General features: G+C 74.5%; 20 protein-coding genes. 12 read left to right on the forward strand and 8 right to left on the reverse strand.

The window, feature by feature from the left end; translation table 11 throughout:
* Positions 1-36: 36 nt before the first annotated feature.
* Positions 37-477 (forward strand): YdeI/OmpD-associated family protein, encoded by a 441-nt coding sequence (locus JOE38_RS10815; protein WP_204576280.1) that lies wholly within the window; start codon positions 37-39, stop codon positions 475-477.
* A gap of 27 nt (positions 478-504) precedes the next feature.
* Here the strand turns inward: JOE38_RS10815 and JOE38_RS10820 are convergent, their stop codons facing one another.
* From JOE38_RS10820 to JOE38_RS10845, 6 genes are all read right to left on the reverse strand, one after another.
* Complete coding sequence (locus JOE38_RS10820; protein ID WP_204576281.1) at positions 505-741, reverse strand: helix-turn-helix domain-containing protein; 237 nt, start codon at positions 739-741, stop codon at positions 505-507.
* Complete coding sequence (locus JOE38_RS10825) at positions 741-1,379, reverse strand: hypothetical protein (protein ID WP_204576282.1); 639 nt, start codon at positions 1,377-1,379, stop codon at positions 741-743. The genes JOE38_RS10820 and JOE38_RS10825 overlap by 1 nt, the downstream gene beginning before the upstream one ends.
* Before the next feature lie 80 nt (positions 1,380-1,459).
* Positions 1,460-1,879 carry a BLUF domain-containing protein gene (locus JOE38_RS10830; protein WP_204576283.1) on the reverse strand — a complete coding sequence of 140 codons (420 nt, stop codon included), beginning with the start codon at positions 1,877-1,879 and terminating at the stop codon, positions 1,460-1,462.
* 404 nt (positions 1,880-2,283) lie between these two features.
* On the reverse strand, positions 2,284-3,012 hold the full coding sequence (locus JOE38_RS10835) for a 2'-5' RNA ligase family protein (protein WP_204576284.1): 729 nt from the start codon (positions 3,010-3,012) through the stop codon (positions 2,284-2,286).
* Between the two features lie 208 nt (positions 3,013-3,220).
* Positions 3,221-4,249, reverse strand: a complete 1,029-nt coding sequence (locus JOE38_RS10840) for a LacI family DNA-binding transcriptional regulator (protein WP_204576285.1) — start codon at positions 4,247-4,249, stop codon at positions 3,221-3,223.
* 123 nt (positions 4,250-4,372) lie between these two features.
* Complete coding sequence (locus tag JOE38_RS10845) at positions 4,373-4,693, reverse strand: hypothetical protein (RefSeq protein ID WP_204576286.1); 321 nt, start codon at positions 4,691-4,693, stop codon at positions 4,373-4,375.
* 207 nt (positions 4,694-4,900) lie between these two features.
* Between JOE38_RS10845 and JOE38_RS10850 the strand changes: the two genes are divergently transcribed.
* The 6 genes from JOE38_RS10850 to JOE38_RS10875 all read left to right on the forward strand — a co-directional run bounded on the left by JOE38_RS10850 (position 4,901) and on the right by JOE38_RS10875 (position 12,328).
* A complete protein-coding gene (locus tag JOE38_RS10850) occupies positions 4,901-5,932 on the forward strand; it encodes a hydrolase (RefSeq protein WP_204576287.1) in 1,032 nt (343 codons plus the stop codon).
* A 218-nt stretch (positions 5,933-6,150) separates the two neighbouring features.
* Positions 6,151-6,891 (forward strand): hypothetical protein, encoded by a 741-nt coding sequence (locus JOE38_RS10855; protein WP_204576288.1) that lies wholly within the window; start codon positions 6,151-6,153, stop codon positions 6,889-6,891.
* Between the two features lie 67 nt (positions 6,892-6,958).
* Positions 6,959-7,885 carry an ABC transporter ATP-binding protein gene (locus tag JOE38_RS10860; protein WP_204576289.1) on the forward strand — a complete coding sequence of 309 codons (927 nt, stop codon included), beginning with the start codon at positions 6,959-6,961 and terminating at the stop codon, positions 7,883-7,885.
* Complete coding sequence (locus JOE38_RS10865) at positions 7,882-8,871, forward strand: iron-siderophore ABC transporter substrate-binding protein (RefSeq protein ID WP_307838860.1); 990 nt, start codon at positions 7,882-7,884, stop codon at positions 8,869-8,871. Before JOE38_RS10860 ends, JOE38_RS10865 begins: the two co-directional genes overlap by 4 nt.
* Before the next feature lie 34 nt (positions 8,872-8,905).
* Entirely contained in the window at positions 8,906-11,062 is a 2,157-nt protein-coding gene (locus JOE38_RS10870; protein WP_204576290.1) for an iron ABC transporter permease, read from the forward strand.
* A 135-nt stretch (positions 11,063-11,197) separates the two neighbouring features.
* Entirely contained in the window at positions 11,198-12,328 is a 1,131-nt protein-coding gene (locus JOE38_RS10875) for an acyltransferase family protein (RefSeq protein WP_204576291.1), read from the forward strand.
* 34 nt (positions 12,329-12,362) lie between these two features.
* Here the strand turns inward: JOE38_RS10875 and JOE38_RS10880 are convergent, their stop codons facing one another.
* Together JOE38_RS10880 and JOE38_RS16035 are read right to left on the reverse strand one after the other, a co-directional pair.
* Positions 12,363-13,049 (reverse strand): response regulator, encoded by a 687-nt coding sequence (locus JOE38_RS10880; RefSeq protein WP_204576292.1) that lies wholly within the window; start codon positions 13,047-13,049, stop codon positions 12,363-12,365.
* Positions 13,046-14,245 (reverse strand): sensor histidine kinase, encoded by a 1,200-nt coding sequence (locus JOE38_RS16035; RefSeq protein WP_204576293.1) that lies wholly within the window; start codon positions 14,243-14,245, stop codon positions 13,046-13,048. The genes JOE38_RS10880 and JOE38_RS16035 overlap by 4 nt, the downstream gene beginning before the upstream one ends.
* Before the next feature lie 122 nt (positions 14,246-14,367).
* Between JOE38_RS16035 and JOE38_RS10890 the strand changes: the two genes are divergently transcribed.
* From JOE38_RS10890 to JOE38_RS10910, 5 genes are all read left to right on the forward strand, one after another.
* Complete coding sequence (locus JOE38_RS10890; RefSeq protein ID WP_204576294.1) at positions 14,368-15,489, forward strand: acyltransferase family protein; 1,122 nt, start codon at positions 14,368-14,370, stop codon at positions 15,487-15,489.
* A 154-nt stretch (positions 15,490-15,643) separates the two neighbouring features.
* On the forward strand, positions 15,644-16,657 hold the full coding sequence (locus JOE38_RS10895) for an efflux RND transporter periplasmic adaptor subunit (RefSeq protein ID WP_204576295.1): 1,014 nt from the start codon (positions 15,644-15,646) through the stop codon (positions 16,655-16,657).
* Entirely contained in the window at positions 16,654-17,361 is a 708-nt protein-coding gene (locus JOE38_RS10900) for an ABC transporter ATP-binding protein (RefSeq protein ID WP_204576296.1), read from the forward strand. Before JOE38_RS10895 ends, JOE38_RS10900 begins: the two co-directional genes overlap by 4 nt.
* On the forward strand, positions 17,358-18,590 hold the full coding sequence (locus JOE38_RS10905) for an ABC transporter permease (RefSeq protein WP_204576297.1): 1,233 nt from the start codon (positions 17,358-17,360) through the stop codon (positions 18,588-18,590). Before JOE38_RS10900 ends, JOE38_RS10905 begins: the two co-directional genes overlap by 4 nt.
* Before the next feature lie 966 nt (positions 18,591-19,556).
* Positions 19,557-20,462 (forward strand): hypothetical protein, encoded by a 906-nt coding sequence (locus JOE38_RS10910; protein ID WP_204576298.1) that lies wholly within the window; start codon positions 19,557-19,559, stop codon positions 20,460-20,462.
* The last annotated feature ends 351 nt before the right edge of the window (positions 20,463-20,813 follow it).

Consider the following 20,813-nt stretch of genomic DNA (forward strand, 5'->3'; position numbering starts at 1 on the left):
GCCGCCCGTGCCGCGCCCGCTCGCCGAGGAGCCGCCATGCCCACCTTCCGCACCCGCGTCATGCAGGCCCGCGTCAACGCGACCGGCCTCCCGGTGCCCCCGGAGGCCCTCGACGAGCTGGGCGCGGGGAAGCGCCCCTCGGTCGTCGTGACCGTCGCGGGCCACACGTACCGCACGAGCGTCGGCGCGATGGGCGGCCAGGCGCTGATCCCGCTCAGCGCGGCGCATCGTGCCGCGTCGGGTGTCGCCGCCGACGACGAGGTCGAGGTGACCATCGAGCTCGACGCCGCGCCGCGCGAGGCCGTGATCTCGGACGAGGTCGCGGCCGCGTTCGCCGCGGACCCGGCCCTCGCGGAGGCGTTCCGCGCGCTCTCGTCGACCCGGCAGCGCGCCCTCGTGGATCCGATCGGCGAGGCCAAGACGGACGAGACCCGCGCGCGCCGCGTCGAGAAGGCGCTCGCGGCGCTGCGCGGCTGACCCGGCCACCACCGCGGGCGGCGCGCGTCAGGCCGTCGGCGGATCCAGCACCAGCAGTTCGCCGATCTCGCACTCCAGCGCGCGGCACACCGCGACGAGGGTCGAGTAGCGGATCGCCCGGGCGCGGTCGTTCTTCAGCACCGAGAGGTTCACCTGGCTCACGCCCACGATCGCGCTCAGCCTCGTGAGCGTCATGCCGCGCGCGGCGAGCAGCTCGTCGAGGCGGCAGTGGACGCCGGTGGGGCCCTCGTCGTCGGCGCCCATCAGACGAGGCCGCGGGTGTCGCGCTGCAGGGTCTCGCCGTGCTCGACCACCAGCCCGACGATCATCAGGGCGAAGCCGAGCGCGATGGTGGAGGCGTCGACCTCCGCGATGACGGGCCAGAAGCCGTCGAGCCCGACGTCCGGGTCGTTGAGCGCGTCGCCGACCATCCAGGCCACGCCCGTGCGCGCGCCGAGCGAGAGCAGCGCCGCGATCATCACGGTGCCGCCCGCCAGCGTGACCACGAGGCTCAGGCGACGGGCGAGCGGATCCGGCCGGAGCAGCCGGCGGGCGAGGATCGCGACCGTGCCCGCGAGCGCGATGCCCACGGCGGCGTCCAGCGCGATGCGGGCGACGTGCAGCGCGACGATCCCGCCGGGCAGCTCGCCCACCGCGACCTCGGCCGTGCGGTAGGCGCCGGCGCGGAGGTCGGCGGGGCCGGCGTCGGCCTCGGCGGGCAGGGATCCGCGCATCTCGAGCGACGTGCGCACCACCCCGGTCCGCAGGGTCTCCACCGCGCTCACGACGGCCGCCGCGGCGACCGCCAGCAGCACCAGCACGGCGATCGCGAGGGCCGACCACAGGACGGCGCGCGAGAGGCGCGCGGCGGATCCGGTGCCGGCGAGAGGCGAGCGTCCCATGTCGTGTCCCATCGATCATCGTTACAACGAATGTCGATATGGTGGCACGCGCTCGGGCCCGGTGTCGAGGCCCGCCGGGATCACACCGGGTGCGTGCGGAACCACTCCAGGAGCCAGCGGGCGCGGGACGGGGCGTCGGGGCGGGCCGCGGCGGACACGGGCTTGTCGAGGAAGTCGTCGTAGCCGCGGAGCTCGCGGAGCGTCGCGTCGTCCACCGTGCGGAAGCCCATCGACCACTGGGGGAACTGCCGGGCGGGGATCTCCTCGTCGAGCAGCAGGCGCACGTCGGTGTGGCGGGGATCCGCCTCGATGGTGGCGTACACCGCCTCCACGGCGTCGTGCGGGCCCTCGAGCACCTGCATGAACTTCCCGTCGCGATGGAGCAGCAGGCCGGTGAGGCCCGCCTCCTCGTTGTTGCGGATGCACTGGCCGAGGAGCTCCGCGAGGTCCTCGTCGGTCATGTGTCGCGTGGCGGTGCTGGTGTAGACGGTCGTGCGCATGGATCCCCCTCAGGCCGTCCCTCCATCCTGGCGCGTCGCGGTGGCCGACGGGGGACGGCACGCGCGGGCCGGACATCGCCGGACCCCGTCCGGTCGCCGCCGACGCCCGCGGATGCACAAGAGCCCGACGCGTCCGCGGGTACGGCGCGCGTCGGGCTCCTGCTGCTGCCGCGTCCGTTCGGGTCGGACCGCGGAGGGATCTGATGAGCTGCCCCGCTGGCGGGGGGACGCGGCGGGCGCTCGTCGGGTATCCATTCGCACGGCGGCATCGGGGGGGGGAACCCGCTGTGCTGAGAAGACTCTACGACGCTGGTCCTCATTTAGGGGGACACGTCGTGCACGAATCGCGGGTGAACCGAGGGTGAGGCGAGGGTGAGAGGCCCGTCGCGCCGCGGATCCGAGGGTCAGCGGGCGGTGCCGCCGAGGGTCCAGGTGCGCACGTGCTCCCAGGTGAGGGTGGTCCACCAGCGGCCGGACCAGTCCGGGCTGGCGGTGCGGTACATGACGACCGTGTCGCCGACGAAGCCGGTGGGGACGGGCTCGTCGAGCTCGCGGATGAAGTCGCCGACCTCGTCGTGCAGGTCGGGGCGCACGAGGAGGTCGTGCGAGGCGAGCGAGAGGTGCGCCCGGAAGCGCGCGGGGTCGAACACGTGGTGCTCGGGGGAGTCCATGGGCCGGCGGAACGGCGCCGCGACGCGGTCGATGTCTGCCGCGAGCGCGAGCAGCTCGGTGTTCTTGCTGCCGTCCGGCCGCTCGTCGACGTCGTAGACGAAGCCGAAGCCGTGCTCGCGGACGCCCGCGTTGTGCACGGGGAAGGCGGGCCGGTCGGCGAGGAGCTCGGTGACCGCCTCGATCACCCGCGCCTCGTCGTGCCCGAACGGCTGGCTCCCGATGAGGGTCGCGTGCGGGGGGAAGGCGCCCGCGGACACGAGGCCGTACTGCGCGCGGATCTGGTCGGTGACGACGGTCACGGCCCGGCAGGTGCGCGGGTCGGGGCGGAGGAAGATCCCGTAGCGGTAGGGGTCGCTGTCGTCGCGGGGGAGCAGCGACGGGCGCATCTCGACGCGGCTCGCCGACGCGGGGACGATGTCGGGTGCGGCGATGTCGTAGTCGTTCGGGTCGTCGTGGTCCATGCGGGATCCTCCTGTCGTCGAGCGGCGCAGGGAACGTTCCCTACGATGCGACGACCACCGTGCCACACCGCGGGCGGAGGGGAGCGGCCGCGGGGTGAACGGCCGGTGGACGGGTGGTGCCGGCGGGCCGGGCGGACCGGGCGCTCGGCCGACGCTCGGCGTGCGGTCGACCGGCGTGCGCTTGACCGGTGCGCGCGCTCGGGGCGCGTCAGGCGCGGAGGGCGACGGCCGTGCGGCCCGGGATCAGCGCGCCGTCCACCGCCATGTGGCACGTGCCCGTGACGGTGCCGTCGATGCGGTCGACCACGGCGTCGACGGCGAGGGCGCCGATCACGGGGATCGGCTGACGCCAGGTGGTGAAGTCGAGGAGCGCGCTCGTGAAGGGCGGCAGGCCGTCGTAGCCGGTGATGGAGACGCTCGCCGGGGCGGTGATGCCGCGGCGGCCGAGGCCGTCGAGGATCGCGAGGGCCCACCCGTCGCTCGGGGTCATGATCGCGGTCACTCCGCCCGCGTCGACGATCGCCTGCGCGACGCCGTCCGCGCCGTCGATGTGCCCGTCCCGGTGCTCCTCGCCGCGCACGTGCACGACGTCGAGGCCGAGCTCGCGGAGGCGGTCGAGCATCGCGCGGGTGCGGGCGGACATCGTGAGGGAGATGGCGGGCGGGAGCGTGAGGACGGCGACGCGGCGGTGGCCGAGCGACGCCACGTGGTCGGCGAGGCCGCGTCCGCCCGTCCGCTCGTCGCAGTAGACGCTGCTGAGCGCCGCGTCCACCTCGGGGCGGCCCGCGACGACCGTGGGGATCCGGCGCGCGGACGGCAGGATGTCGGCGACCGGGAGCGCGCCGCTGCACACGACGAGACCCTCGACCTGCAGCGAGACGAGCGTCTCGAGGGCCTTGCGCTCCTCCTCGATGTCGAAGGCGCCGAACCCCGTCGTCGTCACGACCCGGTATCCGCGCTCCGACGCCCGCTGCTGGAGCGCCGTGAGCAGGTGCCCGTAGAAGGGCGTGGACGCGTCGCGCACGAGCACGCCGAGCGTGTGGGTGCGGTGCGCCGACATCCCGCGCGCGTGGGCGTTGGCCACGTAGCCGAGCGCGGCGGCGGCGTCGCGGACCGCCCGCTCCGTCGCGGGGGCCACGCCCGGCGCCCCCGAGAGCGCCCGCGAGACGACCGACTTGGAGACGCCCGCGCGCGCGGCGACGTCGTGGATGGTGGGGGCGGCGCCGGGGCGGCTCATGCGCGGATCCCCGGGGAGGGCGACCCGGGGTCGGCGGCGGGGAGCGGGATCGGCGCGGGGTGCGGGGCGGCGGCGGTGGGCACGGGTCCACGGTAGCGATGCGGGGGCGCCGCGGGTGGCAGGTCAGGGGTGGTGCGGCGCGGGATCGATGGCGGGCGGCGGATCGGCGACGGGCGCGGGATCCGCGTCTGCCGCGGGCTCCCGGACGGGCGGCAGGGGCAGGCCGGCCGCGCTGGCGCCGAGTCGGCGGAGGATCGCGCGCCACGCCAGGCGGAAGAGGTCGGAGGGCCTCGGTGCGCGGACCCGGTCGGCGCCCGCGGCGGCCGTCGCGCGGCGGGTCGCGCGGAGCGGGTCGTCGTCGGCCTGATCCCCGGGCCACACGTCGTGCAGCGCGCGGAGCCGCTCCTGCAGGAGGTCGTCGTCGCGGTCGGGGCTGCTCAGCACGCGCGGGCTCCCGGTGACGCGCGGCGCCGGCGGCCGCGGTGCGCGGGGAGGGCGACCGACGGCGTGCGGGGGTGCGGGGCGTGCGGCATGGGACCTCGGGCTGCGGCTCGGACGGGAGGGGCACGAGGCTACGGGCCGCGCGGATCCGGCGGCGCGGGCCCTGCACATGCCGCGGCGCGCTAGGTTCGGCGGGACCCGGGGAGGCGCATGGATCACGACGCCGTCGATGCCGCACGCGACGCGTCCGGCGGTGCCTGGCGCGTGCGGGAGCTGCGGCTCGACCGGATCCACCGCGAGGTCGCCGTGCGGATCGCCGGCGGTCGCGTCGCGCTCGCCGACCCGGCCGACGAGGTGCTCGGGCGGCTCGACCTGAGCCTGAGCGACGGCGTGGTCGACCGGCACGTGCACCTCGGGCTCGTCGATCGCGCGGCGCTCGCCGGATCGCCCGTCACGGCGGTGGTCGACCTCGGGTGGGATCCCGCGGAGATCGCCCGCATCGCCGCCCGCCCGCCGGCCGGCGTTGAGGTCCGCTACGCGGGTCCGTTCCACACCGCCCTGGGCGGTTACCCCTCGGACCGCCCGTGGGCGCCTTCGGCCGCGGTGCGCGGGGTGGTGCGCGCGGTGGACGCGGCGGGCGCCGTCGCGGAGGCGCGGGCGGGCGGATCCGGCACGGTGAAGATCGTGCTGCACGATGGCGGACCGCTCCTCGCCGACGACGTGCTGGCCGCGCTGGTCGACGCCGCGCACGACGCCGGGCTGCCCGCGGCCGTGCACGCGGAGGGCGCGGGGCAGGCGGCGCGCGCGATCCGGGCGGGCGCCGACGTGCTCGTGCACGTGCCGTGGACCGAGCGGCTCGACGACGCCACGCTGCGCGCGTCCGCGGCGCGGGACGTGCTCTGGATCTCGACCCTGGCGATCCACGACGGCGCCGACCTCGCGACGGCCCTCGACAACGCCCGCCGGTACGTCGCGCTCGGCGGCCGGGTCGCCTACGGCACCGACCTCGGCAACGGCGACCTCCCGGTGGGCCTGAACGCGCGCGAGGTCGAGCTGCTCGGCGAGGTCGGGCTGCGGGGCGCGGCGCTGCTCGACGCCGTGCTGGGCAGCGCGCCCGGCGGCATCGCGCACGCGCTGGCGAGCGCGGATCCGCTGCCGTCGTCCGCCGACGCCACCGCGCCGCAGCTGGTCGCCTGGCTGCGCGGGGCGCACCGGCTGGGGCCCGCGGACCTGCCCGGCTGAGCGACCCGCGGGCGCCGACGATCGTCCGGACGGGCCGACGGTCAGCGCGCGCGTCTAGGGTGGGGCATCCCCTGGACCTCGGGCCGCACGGATCCATCCCCCGTGCGCACGACGGAGAGCCCGCTCTCCGCGACCCCCTCCGCCCCTCCGCGCGGGCCGCCGCACGTCGGCGTCCGAGAGCGGAGCGCGCCGGATCCGCCCGCTGCCCCAGGACCCCCATGCTCCGACTCCTCGCTCCCCTCCTGCCCGTGCTCGCCCTGCCCGGCATCGCCGCCCGGGTGGGGGAGTTCCTCTACCGCCGGTCCGACGCGTCCGGCGACATCCACCCGGACGACGCCGCGCACGGCACCGTCGACGGCCCGGACCCCGACCGGATCGCGGTGGTCGGCGAGATGGGCATGATCAGCCTCGGCGTCCGCACGCACCAGATCGCCCTCCCCGCGTTCCTCGCCCGGCACCACGCGACGCGCACCGGTCGCGGCGTCAACTGGTCCATCGCGCCCCTGCCCGGTTCGCGCCTCCGCGAGGCGCCCGCCGTGATCGAGCGCGCCGAGGACGACCTCGCGCGGGCGGACGCGGTCGTGCTGCTCGCCGGGATCACCGACGTGATGCGCGTCACCTCCTCCCGCGCGTGGAGCCGGCACATGCAGGGCGCCATCGACGCGCTGCGGGTGCACCTGCCGCGGGACGCGTGGATCCTCGTGGCCGACATCCCGCCGCTCGACAACGCCGGGAGCCTCTCCCGGCCGGCGCGGCTCGCCGCGGGCCTCCACGCGCAGGCCCTCAACCGGAGCACGCGCGACGTGATCGACGGGCTCCCGTGCACGCGCGCCGTCCCGTTCCCCGAGGGGCTCACGCGCGCGCTGTGGCGGCCGGAGTCGGAGGAGAGCCGCTACCAGCGCACCTATCGCTCGTGGGGCGCGCACCTCTCGGAGGCGCTCGCCGACGCGCGGGCCTGAGCCGCTGCCGCGGCGGGATCCCCGCCCGGCTTGTCGCGGATGATGAGGTTAGGCTAACCTCACCTGCGTGACCCTCCCCGCCTCGACCGCCCCGATCGCGCGCGCCGCGGACCCGGATCCGACGCCCGCCGCATCCGCCGCATCCGCCCTCGAGGCCCGCGACATCACGGTGGCGTACGGCGACACGGAGGTCGTGCACGGGGCCGGGCTCGAGATCCGGCCGGGCTGCGTCACCGCGCTCGTCGGCCCGAACGGCAGCGGCAAGTCGACGCTGCTGCGCACGATGGCGCGGCTGCAGGCGGCGCGCTCGGGATCGCTCGTGCTGCGCGACGAGAGCGGCGCGGCCGGCGACGCGAGCGCCGACGACGGCAGCGAGTCCGACGCCCTCGACCTCTCCCTCCGCCGCTTCGCCCGCCGCGTCGCGCTCCTCACGCAGGGCCGGCCGACGCCCGGCGGCCTGAGCGTCCGCGACGTCGTCGAGTTCGGCCGCTACCCGCACCGCGGCCGCTTCGGCGGGGCGGATCCCGAGGGCCGCGCGGCCGTGGATCGCGCGCTCGACCTCACCGGCCTCGCCGCCCTCGCCGACCGCGGCGTCGACCAGCTCTCCGGCGGCCAGCTCCAGCGCGTCTGGCTCGCGAGCTGCCTCGCCCAGGAGACGGGGGTGCTGCTCCTCGACGAGCCCACGACGTACCTCGACCTCCGCTACCAGGTCGAGCTCCTCGACCTGGTGCGCGACCTCGCCGACGACGGGCGCATCGCCGTCGGCGTCGTCCTCCACGACCTCGATCAGGCCGCCGCGCTCGCCGACACCGTCGCGCTGCTCTCGGACGGCCGGATCGTGAAGACCGGCACCCCATCCGAGGTGCTGACCCCCGACCTCCTCACCGAGGTCTACGGCATCCCCGTCGAGGTCCACGCGGACCCGACGACGGGCAGCCTGCGCACCCGCGCGGTCGCCCGCCACCACCACAGGAACGAGAGGCTCCACCCGTGATCACGAGACGACGAACCCTGGCGATGACCGCCCTCGCCGCCGCGACAGCGCTCACGCTGACCGCATGCGGCACGACCGAGGAGGCGTCCACGGGATCCGGCACGACGCCCGCCGGCGAGCAGATCACGCTCACCGACGGCACCGGCGCGGAGGTCACGCTCGACGGGCCCGCGACCAAGGTCGTCGGCACCGAGTGGAACGTCGTGGAGAACCTCGTGTCGCTGGGCGTGGATCCCGTCGGCGTCGCGGACGTCGCCGGCTACAGCGCGTGGTCGTCGGCCGTGCCGCTCGTCAACGAGCCCGCCGACATCGGCACGCGCGGCGAGCCGAGCGTGGAGACCATCGCGTCGCTCGCGCCCGACCTCATCGTCGCGACCACCGACCTGCCGGCCGACGCGATCACGCAGCTCAAGGCGATCGCGCCCGTGCTGCAGGTGAACTCCGCCGACGGCAGCAAGCAGATCCAGCAGAGCGAGGACAACCTCGAGCTCATCGCGAAGGCGACGGGCACCGAGGACAAGGCGACCGAGGTCATCGGCGCCTACGACCAGGCCGTCACGGACGCCAAGGCGAAGCTCGACGCGGCCGGGCTCGCCGGCTCGAGGTTCCTGTTCGCGGACGCGTACGTGGACGCCGGCGCCGTCACCATCCGCCCGTTCGGGAAGGGCTCGCTCATCGGCGACGTCACGACCGAGCTCGGCCTCGAGAACGCGTGGACGGGCGAGGTCGACCCGGCCTACGGCCTCGGATCCACCGACGTCGAGGGCCTCACGACCGTCGGCGACGTGCAGTTCCTCTACAACTCCAACTCCACGCAGGGCGACGACCCGTTCGCCACCACGCTCGCGGGCAACGCCGTGTGGCAGTCGCTGCCGTTCGTGACCGCGGGCGACGTGCACCGCATGCCCGACGGCATCTGGGCGTTCGGCGGCCCGGCGTCGATGACGGCGTACGCGAAGGCCGTGTCCGACCTGCTGGCCGGCTGACCCGCACCCCGCCGAACCGCATCCCGCTGATCCGATGACCGCTCCCGTCCGCACCGCGCCCCCGCCGGCCGACGCGCCTCCCGCGTCCGTCGCGTCGGCGGCGATCCCGGATCCTGCCCCGTCGCTCGCCGCCGTCGCGCGCGCCGACGGGGCCGGCCGGATCCCGGTGCGGGCGGTCGCGGTCGTCGGGGCGCTCGCGCTCCTCGTGGCGGTGCTCGCGGTGATCGACGTCACCCAGGGCACCGCCGCGGTCGGCCCGCGCGAGGTGTGGGACGCGCTCACCGGGCGCGCGACGCCGGGCGACGCGTCCGTCGTGGTGGCCTCGCGGCTGCCGCGCATGGCCGCGGGGATCCTCGTGGGCCTCGCCCTCGGTGCGGCCGGCGCCGCCCTCCAGACGGTGAGCCGCAACGTGCTCGCGTCGCCCGACACCCTCGCCGTGAACGCGGGCGCCTACGCGGCCCTCGCGGTCGCGGCGGTCACGGGCCTCACGCTGCCGGTGCTCGCGGGCGCGGGCGTCGCGTTCGTCGGCGGGCTCGTCGCGGCGGCTGTCGTGCTCGCGGTCTCGGGCCTGGGATCCGGCACCGTGCGCCTCGTGCTCGCGGGCAGCGCGCTCGCGCTCGGCCTCGGATCCGTCACCAGCGCGCTCCTCCTCCTCTTCCCGCAGCAGACCAGCGGCCTCTACCGCTGGGGGCAGGGCGGCATCGGCCAGAACGGCTTCGACGCGGTCGCGCAGATGGCGCCCGTCGTGGTGGTCGCGCTCGGGATCCTGCTGCTCATCACCCGCCGGCTCGACGCGCTCGGGCTCGGCGACGACGCCGCCCGCAGCCTCGGCGTCGACGTGCGGGCGACCCGCGTGATCGCCGTGCTCGCCTCGGTGCTGCTCGCCGCCGCCGCGGTGACGGTCGCCGGGCCCATCGGCTTCGTCGGCCTGTACGCGCCCGCGTTCGTGCGGCCGCTGCGCCGGCTCGTGCCGGGCGTCCGCCGCTCGTGGGTCTTCATCCCCGTCGCCGGGCTCATGGGCGCGGCGGTCGTGCTCCTCGCCGACGTGCTGCTGCGCGCGGTGGTCGGCGCCGAGGCGTCCGTCGCCGTGCCGACCGGGCTCGTCACCTCCCTCATCGGCGCGGTCGTGCTCGTGGTCCTCGCCGTTCGCACCCGCGACAGCGCGACGCCCGCGCCCACCGAGCGCCACGGCGTGGTCACCCGCCGCCGGGTCGCGCTCGTCGTCGGCGCGCTGGTCGCGGTGCTCGTCGGGCTGCTGCTCGCGTCGGTGCTCCTCGGCGACGCGAAGCTGCTCCTCGGCGACGTCGTCAACGGGATCCGCGGCACCGCCGGCCCGGTCGTCAGCTACGTGCTCGACACCCGCGTGCCGCGCGTGCTCGCCGCCGTGCTCGCGGGCGCGGCGCTCGCGCTCGCCGGCGTGCTCGTGCAGGCCGTGACCCGCAACCCGCTCGCCGATCCCGCCATCCTCGGCGTCTCCGGCGGCGCGGGCCTCGGCGCCGTGCTCTTCGTGACCACCGCCCCGCTCGCGTCCGGCTGGGGCATCGCGGGCGCCGCCGGGCTGGGCGCGCTCGCCGCGGCGGCCGTCGTGTTCGGCCTCGCCGCGCGCGGCGGCTTCCCGCAGAACCGGCTCGTGCTCATCGGCGTCGGCGTCTCGGCGGGCACGGCCGCGGCCATCAGCATGATCATCGTGCTCACCGACCCGTTCAACGGGGCGAAGGCGCTCACGTGGCTGTCGGGATCGACCTACGGCCGCGGCTTCGACGACGCCCTGCCGGTGCTGGTCGCCCTCGTGCTCGCGGTGGCGGTCGCGGCGCCGCGGCACCGGATGCTCGACCTCGTCGCCCTCGACGACGACACCCCGCGCCTCCTCGGCGTCTCGCTCGGCCGCTCCCGCCTGCTCGCGCTCTCGGTCGCGGTCGTCCTCACGGCGACGGCGGTCGCGGCGGTCGGCGTGATCGGCTTCGTCGGCCTGGTCGCGCCGCACGCAGCCCGCGCGCTCGTCGGATCCCGCCACGCGCGCGTCGTGCCCGTGGCGATCCTCCTGGGCGCCGCGCTCGTGACCCTCGCCGACCTGCTCGGCCGCACCGTGATCGCCCCGGGCCAGCTCGGCGCCGGCCTCGTGACCGCGCTCGTCGGCACGCCGTACTTCGTGTGGCTGCTGTGGCGCGGGCGGGCGGCGCGCGGGCGGTAGTCCGGCGCGGGGCCCGGGGTCCGCCGGGCAGCCGACGCGCGATCCGTCGTCCGGCTCGCCAGGCATGGTCGAGCGGCGCGCACCCGTGGTCGCGCGGCCGATCCGCGTCGCGAGCGTCGCGATCACGCTCGGAGCATGTCCTCCCTCCGACTCCCGACCGTCCTCCCGCTGCCGCAGGCGGCGCCCGGCGCAGCGCCGCTCCTGCCCTCCCTGACGGGACTCCGGTGGGTCACCGCGGTGATGATCTTCGGCTTCCACATCCTCGTCGTCCGCTACTTCGCGGATCCGGCCGCGATGCCCTGGATGGGTGCCTTCACCGGCGGGCGCTCCGGCGTGACCATGTTCTTCGTCCTGTCCGGGTTCGTGCTCGCGTGGGGCCACGTCCCGGGCCGCTCGACGCGCTCCTTCTACATCCGGCGGCTGGCGCGCGTGTACCCGCTGCACCTGGTCGGGATCGGGCTGGCGCTCGTGGTCGCGGCGACGCTCGTGCCGAGCATCAGGACGGACGGGCCCGTCCCCTTGGCGGCGAACGTGCTGCTCGTGAACCCGTGGAGCCGCGGCTGGTGGCAGGCGGGCAACCCCGTGAGCTGGTCGCTCGCCTGCGAGGCGTTCTTCTACCTGCTGTTCCCCGTGCTGATGCGCCTGCTGTCCGGCCGTTCGGCGCGCACGCTGGGGCTCGTGGTCGTCGGGTGCCTCGCGGTGGCGCTCCTGGCGCCGGGGATCGGGGCCGCGTCGCCGCTGCCGATGAACGGGGACTCCACCCCGCTCCTGCGCCTGCCGGAGTTCGTGATCGGCATGGCGGCGGCCGTCCTCATGCGGGAGCACCGGTGGGCGCCGCCCCGCCTGCGGGTGGCGGTCACCCTGGCCGTCGTCGGCTACGCCGCCTCCATCCTCGCCATGCTCCCCGTCAACGACGGGAGCTGGATCCAGCCCGGGCACGTCGTCGAGGTCGGCGCCTACGCGCTCCTCATCGCGTCCCTCGCGCACGTCGACGCCCGCGGCGGCCGGACGTTCCTCGCGGGCCCCAGGTGGCAGGTGCTCGGCCAGGTGTCGTTCGCGTTCTACCTCGTCCACGTGCTGGTCATCTGGTCGGTGTCGTCCCCGTGGCCGGACGGCCAGCCGGTCCTGCCCTGGCCCGAGGCCACCGCGCTGATGCTGTGCGCGTTCCTCCTCGCGCTCTCGCTCGCGTGGATCCTCCACCGCTACGTGGAGATCCCCGCCCAGCGCCTGGTGCTGCGGCTCGACCGGCGCGTCCGCGTCGCCTGACGCGGGGACCGGTCGCCTCGACCGCGCGCGGAGGTCACGCTCCGCGGCGGTCGCCCTCCCCGGGCACGACGAAGCCGCTCTCGTACGCGAAGACGGCGGCGCCGACGCGGCTCCGCGACTCCGACTTGGCGAGGATGGCGCTCACGTGGGACTTCACGGTGCCCTCGCTCATGAACAGCCGGCCGGCGATCTCGAGGTTGCTGAGCCCGTCGACGAGCGCCGCGAGCACGTCCCGTTCCCGGTCGGTGAGCGTGGCGAGCTGGGCGGTCTTCGCCGGATCGGAGATGCGGGTCGCCTCGATCCGGCGCTGCAGGAGGCCGCGGGTCATGGCGGGGTCGATCAGCGCATCGCCACGGACGGCGCTGCGCACGGCGGCCGCGAGCACGTCGGCGCCCGCGTCCTTGAGGAGGAACCCGGAGGCGCCGGCCCGCGCGCTGTCGAGGAGGTACTCCTCGTCATCGAAGGTGGTGATCATGAGCACCGCGCCGGCGGTCTGCGCGTCGAGGATGCGGCGGGTGGCCGCGATGCCGTCGAGCTCGGGCATGCGGATGTCCATCACGACGACGTCCGGCCGGTGCTCGGCCGCGGCCTCGACCGCGAGGCGGCCGTTCGCCGCGGTCGCGACGACGGTGAAGTCGGCCTCGTACTCGAGCATCGCGCGGATCCCGAAGAGGATCACCGGCTGGTCGTCGGCCACGACGATCGTGATCGTCCCGCTCATCGGTCGGCCGCCTCTCGGGTCTCCTCGATGGGGATCGACAGGACGGTCCGCCAGCCGCCCTCGGCCGTCGGCCCCGATCGGAGGGTCCCGCCGAGGGACATGGCGCGTTCGGACATGCCCACGATGCCGAAGCCGGGCGCGCCCGCCTCGCGGTGACGCGCGGGACCCTCGTCGGCGATGACCGCGTGGAACCGTCGGTCGCGGTGCTGGAAGTCGATGGTCACGTGCCGTCCCTCCGAGTGCTTCATGACGTTGGTGAGCGCTTCGCGGGTGACCTCGACGATCGCGTTCTGCGCGTACTCGGGTCCCTCGAGCGCGCCGAACACCTCGACGGAGACGCCGGTCGACCTGACCGTCTCGACGGCGCGGTCCAGCCGCTCGGCGGGTGAGCCCTGGGGCCGCGTGGTCGCGGCGTCGGGGGAGCGCAGCAGGGTGACGGCCCGGCGCATGGAGGTGAGCGCCTCGCCGCCGTCCGTGACCACGGCCTCGAGCGTCCGGCGCAGCGCGTCGGGATCGTCGGACGAGGTGCGGAGGGCGGCCTGCGCGCGGATGACGATCGCGCTGACGTGGTGGGCGACGGTGTCGTGGAGGTCGCGTGCCACCGCGGTGCGCACCCGGGCGGCGTCGCGCTCGCGCTCGGTCTCCTTCAGCGCCTCGTCGCGCCGCACGAGGGCCTGGGCGGCCTCGCGCTGCCGGTGGATCATGTGGCCGAGGACGAGGAGGAACACGAGGAGCACCATCAGCAGGGTCCGCGGGACGGGGTCGTCCAGGAGGTGCCAGAGGACGTTCTCGAGCCCCGAGAAGTTCGCGGCCGGGTCGTAGATGCACAGCAACGCGCCGAAGGCGACGAGCGGCAGGAGCACCGCCCACCTGACGCCGGCGACCGCCGCACGGAACGCGACGACCAGGACCGCGAGGGAGCGGAGCAGCAGCGCCTCGAGGTCGGTGAGCCCCACCGGCCAGGCGAGGGCGTACACGATCACCGGGACGAGGACCAGGGAGGTCCGCGGCCAGCGTCCGGTGGTGAGCCAGGCACCTGCGGCCAGGGCGCCGGCCACGGCGATGAGGAGGACCTGGGCCTCGCGGAGACCCAGGGCGATGGCGAGCAGGCTCCCCGCGAGGATCGCGCCGAGGGCGAGGAGGACGAGCGCGATGTCGCGCCGCCAGGACTTCCGGCTCGTCGAGGATCTGATCACAGGGGCAACCGTATGTCCCCCGTCTCGGCGCACCTACGCCAGGACGAAGGAGTGGCCATCCGGCTCGCGGTCCTGGCCGATCGACCGATCCGCGCCGCGGACCTCGCCGTGAGCCTCGGAGGATGCTCCCCCTGCGCCTCGGATCAGCTCGCCCCCTCCCGTCATCCGCCCTCGTCCGCGCGCCCGACCTCCCGTCGCTGACGGGGCTCAGGTGGGTGACGGCGATGATGATCTTCCTGTACCACGTCCTCGTCGTCAGCTACTTCGCCGACCCGTGGTCCCTGCCGTGGATGACGGTCTTCTTCGGGGGGACCGCCGGCGTGACCGTGTTCTTCATCCTGTCCGGCTTCGTGCTGGCCTGGGGGAGCCGCCCGCACCAGCGCGTCGGCTCGTTCTACGTCCGGCGCCTGGCCCGGGTCTACCCGCTGCACCTCGTCGCGCTGGCGCTCGCGCTCGTCACCGCGGCGACGTTCGTGCCCGGCATCCGCACCCACGGCGCCGCGCCCCTCGGCGCGAACCTCCTGCTGGTGAGCGCATGGAACCCGGTCTGGTGGCAGGCGGGCAACCCGGTCAGCTGGTCGCTGGTCTGCGAGGCCTTCTTCTACCTCTTGTTCCCGCTCCTGATCCGCCTGCTCTCCGGCCGCACCGCTCCCACCTTCGCCGTCGTGAGCGCCCTGGCCTTCGCCGTGATGCTGTTCGCCCCCTCCCTCGCCGCCGCTTCGCCGGTGCCCATGTCCGCGTCGGCGACGCCGCTGCTGCGCCTACCCGAGTTCGTCATCGGGATGACGGCCGCCTTGCTCCTGCGACAGCACCAGTGGCGACCACCGCGCCCTCGCATCGCCGTCCCGCTGGCGGTCCTCGGCTACTCCGTCGGGCTGCTGCCCGACCAGCCGGACGACCGCCTCCAGATCGTGCACGCGATCGGAGCCCTCGCCTTCGCGATCCTCATCGCGTCGCTGGCGGCGATGGATGCCGGGGGAGGGCGCACGTTCCTCGCCGGTCCGGCCTGGCAGGCACTCGGCCGCGCGTCCTTCGCGTTCTACCTCGTGCACGTGCTGGTGATGGCCTCCATCTCGTCGCCGTGGCCGGGCGGGCATCCCCTCCTGCCCTGGCCGGCCGCCACCGCGCTGATGGTCTCCGCGTTCTGCGCGGCCCTGGCACTCGCGCTCGTCCTGCACCACGGCATCGAGATCCCCGCCCAGCGCATCCTCACGCGGCTGGACCGTTCCGCCCGGGTCGCCTGACGAGTCTCGCCCTTCGCGCTTCGAGCGACGGCGCAGGGGGAGTGGCCGTTCGTCTCGCGGTCCTGGCCGTTCGACCGATCCCGCGCGAGCACCCCCTTCGTAGCGTCGTAAGCGACCGGACGAGCCACGAGGGACCGCCGGAGAAGGAGCGATAGTGAGCGTCTGGCGCAAGTGGATCTTCCCGATGACGAGGCTGGTGGTGCTGGCCGCGATCGCGGTCGCGCTCGTCCGCATGGCCTTCATCGGCCAGGCGACGGAGGAGACCGCGGAGACCCCGACGGGCTCGGTCGTCGAGTCGCAGGTGGCCGCGAAGATCGGCACGGTCGTCAACGACGTCACCGTCACAGGCGCCATCCAGCCGGATCCCGACGTGCCCGTCAAGGCCACGCTGCAGGGCAAGGTCACGAAGCTCGTCGCCGGAGAGGGCGCGACGGTGAAGGCCGGCGACCCGATCCTCGTCATCCGCCAGGAGACGTCGGTGGACCCGGTGGTCGCCGCCGACGGGACCGTCACGCAGTCGAAGCCGAAGGTCGTCACGCAGACCGTGACCGCGCCCGCCGCGGGGACCCTCTCCTCGCTCGGCGTGCTGGTCGGCCAGGAGGTCGCCGTCGGCGACGTCGTCGGCCAGGTCTCCCCGACCACCTTCCGCGCCGTCGCCCCGCTGACCGCGGAGGAGCAGTACCGGCTCGTCTCGCAGCCGACCGCCGCGAAGGTCGCCATCACCTCCGGCCCCGCGCCGTTCGACTGCACCGATCTCCGGATCGGCCAGCAGGCCGCCGCGGTCAGCACCGGGACCACGGGCGGCACCGCGGGCTCCACGGTTGGCAGCGGCGCCGCCTCCTCCGGGACCGAGGCATGGTGCGTCATCCCTTCTGGCGTCCGGGTCTTCCCGGGCCTCGCCGCCGAGATCACTATCCCCGCGGGCCAGGCGGCCGACGTGCTGACGCTCCCGACCACCGCGGTCCAGGGCCTCGTCGACACCGGCAACGTCTGGGTGGCGTCGGGCACCGGCGCCCCCGTGGAGCGCGCCGTCGGCCTCGGCATCAGCGACGGCAAGGTCATCCAGATCACCTCCGGCCTCGACGAGGGCGACAAGGTCCTCGAGTTCGTCCCCGGCGCCCCCAAGGCGAAGGACGACACGAGGAAGACGGGAGGAGACACCGAATGAGCCTCATCCGCCTCGAGCAGGTCACCCGCACGGTCCACCGGGCCGACGACGAGCCGCTCACGATCCTGCACGGCGTCGACCTCGACGTCTCCGTCGGCGACCACGTCTCCATCGTCGGCCGGTCCGGATCCGGGAAGTCGACCCTGCTGAACATCCTCGGCCTGCTCGACACCCCGACCACGGGCGAGGTCTACCTCGACGACGTACCCATGGCCCACGTGTCCGGATCGCGGCGCGACCGGGCCCGCGGGGGCGACATCGGGTTCATCTTCCAGCAGTTCAACCTGCTGCAGGGCCGCACGGCCCGCGAGAACGTGATGACGCCGCTGCTCTACTCGACCGGTCGCACCTTCTGGCGGCGGGCGTCGATCGCGGCGGACATGCTCGAGCGCGTGGGCCTCGGCCATCGCATCGACTCCATGCCCGAGACGATGTCCGGCGGCGAGCAGCAGCGCGTCGCCATCGCCCGCGCTCTCGTGCGCTCGCCCCGCCTGATCCTCGCCGACGAGCCCACCGGCGCCCTCGACATCGAGACCGGCGTCACCGTGATGACCCTGCTGGCCCAGGTCGCGCACGCGTCCGGCGCCGCACTGGTCACGATCACGCACGACCCGACCGTCGCGGCCCGCGCGGACCGGCACCACCGCCTCGAGATGGGCGTGCTCGCGCCGGCCGAGGCCCTCACCCGCGGAGCCCACGCATGAACGCCTCATTCCAGCGCATGGGCACCGGACTCGTCGGCGCCGTCGTCGAGGCCTGGACCGAGCTCCGGATCCACCGCACCCGAGTCCTCCTCTCCCTCGTCGGGGTCGCCGTCGCGGTCGCGGCGATCACCTCGGTGGTGGGCCTCGGCGCAGTCGTGCAGCAGGCGCAGACGGAGCAGATGGAGCGCTCGAGCGGTCGACCGGCGACGCTCTCCGTGACGATGAAGTCCGACACCGGCGCGGTCACGTCCTACGCCGACCAGCGTGCGATCCTCGGCCAGGTGTCCGGCCGGTTCGGCATCACATGGGCGACGACGGTCGGCTACTCGGACGTATCCGTCGAGTTCCCGCAGGGCACCTCGGACGTGCAGGCGACCGTCGCGGACGTCGCCTACGGGCAGATGCACCGCATCGACGTGACGAAGGGCCGCTGGTTCGACGACCAGGACGCCTCCCTCCTCGCGCCCACCCTGGTGGTCAACCAGGCCTTCCTCGACGACCTCGGCTCACCGGACATCGCCACCCACCCGACCGTCGTGCTCCGCAGCGACCAGGGCGAGCGCACCGCTGTCGTCGTGGGGGTCATCCCCGACCAGGACGCCTCCGAGGAGCCGTCGATGTACGTGCTGCCCTCCACCGCCACGCGGCTCCTGAGCACGCCGACGCTGGACGCCATGCTCCCGCAGATGGAGTTCTGGGTCCCCGAGCAGGCGGCCAGCGGGCTCGCGACGGCCATCCAGTCCGACATGGCGGCGGCGGTCCCCGACGGCGTCCAGGTGCAGGTGGGCAGGCATGACCGCGGCGTCTTCTCCTCCGACCCGCTGGAGTCGCTGAGGATCCTCGTCGGCGCCGTCGCAGGGCTGGTGATGCTGCTCGGCGCGCTCGGCCTCGTGAACATCTCGCTCGTCACCGTGAAGCAGCGGATCCGCGAGATCGGCGTCCGCCGCAGCTTCGGCGCGAGCGCGGGGCGGATCTTCTTCGCCGTCATGATGGAGAGCATCGTGGCCACCGTCGCCGCTGGCGTAATCGGCGTCGTCGTCGCCGTCGCCATCGTGAAGAACCCGGTGATCCTCTCCTACGTCGCCTCGGGCGTCACGGAGTTCCCGCCGTTCCCGCTCTCCGCGGCGTTCCTCGGCCTCGGGGTCTCGCTCGCGGTCGGCGCGATCGCCGGCCTGCTGCCGGCGCTCGTCGCGGTACGGGTGTCCGTGATCGACGCGATCCGGTACTGACGCCGAGCGGGACGGGATGCCAGGTGCGCCCGCCCGCCCGGCGCACGGTACACGGCCGCCCCTCCAGCTCGTCACGAGGCCGCCCCTTCACCTCGGCCGAGGCGAAGCCGGCCGCGATGCCCATGCGGCGACCGCTCGCAGGCCGGTCCGCCTGAGCCCGATGGTGTCGCGCCTGCCGACGCTCCTCCCGGGGGTCCGTGCCGAAGGACGTTGTGGCGTCGCTACGGACACGCCGCCGTCGGGCAGCACCCGGAGCGGATGCGCGGTGAGCGCCGGTCGCGACGTAGCTGGACCCGTAGAGCCCGCGCGCGACCCGCTCGTCGAGCAGGAGCCGCATCGACTCCGCACCGTGCACGGCGCCGAGCTCGCCGACTGCCAGACACATCGTCGGGGCTGGTCGTGTCTCCGTCGTGCAGCAGGCTGCCCCGTCCCGCACGCCGCCCCGCCACGATCATCTCGGCGAACCCGGCCCGCCATCTCGGCGGCCACGCACGATCTCGGCGACTGCCGTCACGGCGTCAGCGAGGTCCGTCATGCGGATGCCGCAGGGATGCGGGTCGCCGGTGCCACCGTCACGTCGGCATCACGCACGCCCTGCGGCGCGAGGTCGTCACCAAGCCCGTCGACGGAGTGCGGAACCGCTCAGCCCTCCAGGTGCACGTCGACCACGGGCAGGGCGAGGCTCTCGATCGCGGAGAGGGTCGCCGGGAGACCGGGATACGGCGAGGCGACCTCCGCGTCGGCCTGCGGAGATCCCGTCCCCCGCGGATCATCAAGCCGATCATGTCGAGAAAGAGTCCTTCCCCTCATCCTCGCCGCTGCGAGACGGAGGAATCGTCTTGCCGGTCCCGATCCGGCCCGGCAATGTCCACGCGGTCGACCCGCCGGGTCCCGGGGGTTTACCACCCCCCAGATCCGGGAGCTGGCAGGATGTGGCGCGCGCCCCCGCCGCACGAGGCTTGGAGCATGAACACGACTCCGCCCACCACTGAGACCGATCCGACCCTCCTGTCACTCGGGGAGCTGCTTCCCATCGACGAATCCGGCGGCCGCGACGCTCCCGCAGCGAAGGCGAACGGGGGTGCCGACGCAGACGACGGCACCTCGCCCCGAGACCCTCGCCGCCGCTCCTTCTACGCGGGCGCCTGGCGGCGACTGCCCCGGGATCTCGGATACCTGATCCCAACGGCGGCACTGTTCGGCACCTTCTACTACGCCCTCCCGACCGCGGCCTACCCGTACCTGGTGGCGCACCCGTGGACCCTCTCCCGCCCCACCATGGCCGTCGCCCTATTCGCGGCCCTGTTCGCGGCATGGGCCTTCGGTGCCGTGGAGCGGAAGCGCATCGGATGGGCCGAGCCCCGACCGATCCACCCGGTCGACTGGACGCCACGGTGGACGCGGAACCGCGCCATGCGGGTGCTCTCCGCAGTCGCCGATCGGCATCACTGGCTGCACCTGCTGCACGCGCTCGTCGTCTACCCGCTGGTGTCCATGGTCACCCTCGGCGCCGGCGCCCTCCTCGCCGTCGGCTTCGTCCTCCCGGTTCTCGGCACCATGGCCGTGCTCGAGCGCGGCGATCGAGTCGATGCCTACATCGTGGATGTCGGCCTCACCCCGCCGAGCACCTGGATCCCCGTGATCGTGCTGGGTGCGGTGACGATGCTCCTGTCCATCGTGCTGCTCCCGCTCTGGGCTCGTGGTGCGACCCTCGCGCACTTCTGGATCGATCACCTCCTCCTGGGCGGGTTCCGGCCCGATGTCCTCCCGCGCCGCGCGCTCGGGCCGATGACGCCGCGCGGCGGAGCGGTGCCGGTCGAGAGCAGGACGCGTCAGCGGATCGAGCGCGCCCTCCACGACGGCCCGCGGTAGTCCATCTCCCGCGGACCCGTGGTGGCGGCGATCGGCTCCCATCCTGCGGTTCCGGACGTCGACGAGCATGTCGACAAGGCCATGCGGATGCTCGTCCTCGTCGTCTGGGCAACCGACCCGAACGCACCGGAGGATCGACCTGATCCTCGGCGCTCGACGTCCGGGCCATCTGTCCTAGAGAGCGGATCGACCGCTCCGTGCGCGGCTCCCGCGACGCTCGCATCGAGTCCCGGGTCCCCGGAACCAGCTGCGTGAGGATGACGTCGTTCTGACGGCTCAGAACCCGCTCGCTCTCGCCCGGCGCGGTGGGGAGCCTGATCCGTCCGCATCCCCTGTCGCGACGAGCTCATG

This window comes from Clavibacter michiganensis, from assembly GCF_016907085.1.
Classification (GTDB): Bacteria; Actinomycetota; Actinomycetes; order Actinomycetales; family Microbacteriaceae; genus Clavibacter; species Clavibacter michiganensis_O.

Excerpts from the sequence above, each read along its gene's own strand:
- JOE38_RS10840 (WP_204576285.1), bottom strand. The coding sequence starts at position 4,249 with ATGAGCCGCCCCGGCGCCGCCCCCACCATCCACGACGTCGCCGCGCGC.
- JOE38_RS10900 (WP_204576296.1), top strand. The coding sequence starts at position 16,654 with ATGAGCCTCATCCGCCTCGAGCAGGTCACCCGCACGGTCCACCGGGCC.
- JOE38_RS10875 (WP_204576291.1), top strand. The coding sequence starts at position 11,198 with ATGTCCTCCCTCCGACTCCCGACCGTCCTCCCGCTGCCGCAGGCGGCG.
- JOE38_RS10825 (WP_204576282.1), bottom strand. The coding sequence starts at position 1,379 with ATGGGACGCTCGCCTCTCGCCGGCACCGGATCCGCCGCGCGCCTCTCG.
- JOE38_RS10910 (WP_204576298.1), top strand. The coding sequence starts at position 19,557 with ATGAACACGACTCCGCCCACCACTGAGACCGATCCGACCCTCCTGTCA.
- JOE38_RS10830 (WP_204576283.1), bottom strand. The coding sequence starts at position 1,879 with ATGCGCACGACCGTCTACACCAGCACCGCCACGCGACACATGACCGAC.
- JOE38_RS10855 (WP_204576288.1), top strand. The coding sequence starts at position 6,151 with ATGCTCCGACTCCTCGCTCCCCTCCTGCCCGTGCTCGCCCTGCCCGGC.
- JOE38_RS10835 (WP_204576284.1), bottom strand. The coding sequence starts at position 3,012 with ATGGACCACGACGACCCGAACGACTACGACATCGCCGCACCCGACATC.
- JOE38_RS10850 (WP_204576287.1), top strand. The coding sequence starts at position 4,901 with ATGGATCACGACGCCGTCGATGCCGCACGCGACGCGTCCGGCGGTGCC.
- JOE38_RS10820 (WP_204576281.1), bottom strand. The coding sequence starts at position 741 with ATGGGCGCCGACGACGAGGGCCCCACCGGCGTCCACTGCCGCCTCGAC.
- JOE38_RS10880 (WP_204576292.1), bottom strand. The coding sequence starts at position 13,049 with ATGAGCGGGACGATCACGATCGTCGTGGCCGACGACCAGCCGGTGATC.
- JOE38_RS10905 (WP_204576297.1), top strand. The coding sequence starts at position 17,358 with ATGAACGCCTCATTCCAGCGCATGGGCACCGGACTCGTCGGCGCCGTC.
- JOE38_RS10890 (WP_204576294.1), top strand. The coding sequence starts at position 14,368 with ATGCTCCCCCTGCGCCTCGGATCAGCTCGCCCCCTCCCGTCATCCGCC.
- JOE38_RS10815 (WP_204576280.1), top strand. The coding sequence starts at position 37 with ATGCCCACCTTCCGCACCCGCGTCATGCAGGCCCGCGTCAACGCGACC.
- JOE38_RS10870 (WP_204576290.1), top strand. The coding sequence starts at position 8,906 with ATGACCGCTCCCGTCCGCACCGCGCCCCCGCCGGCCGACGCGCCTCCC.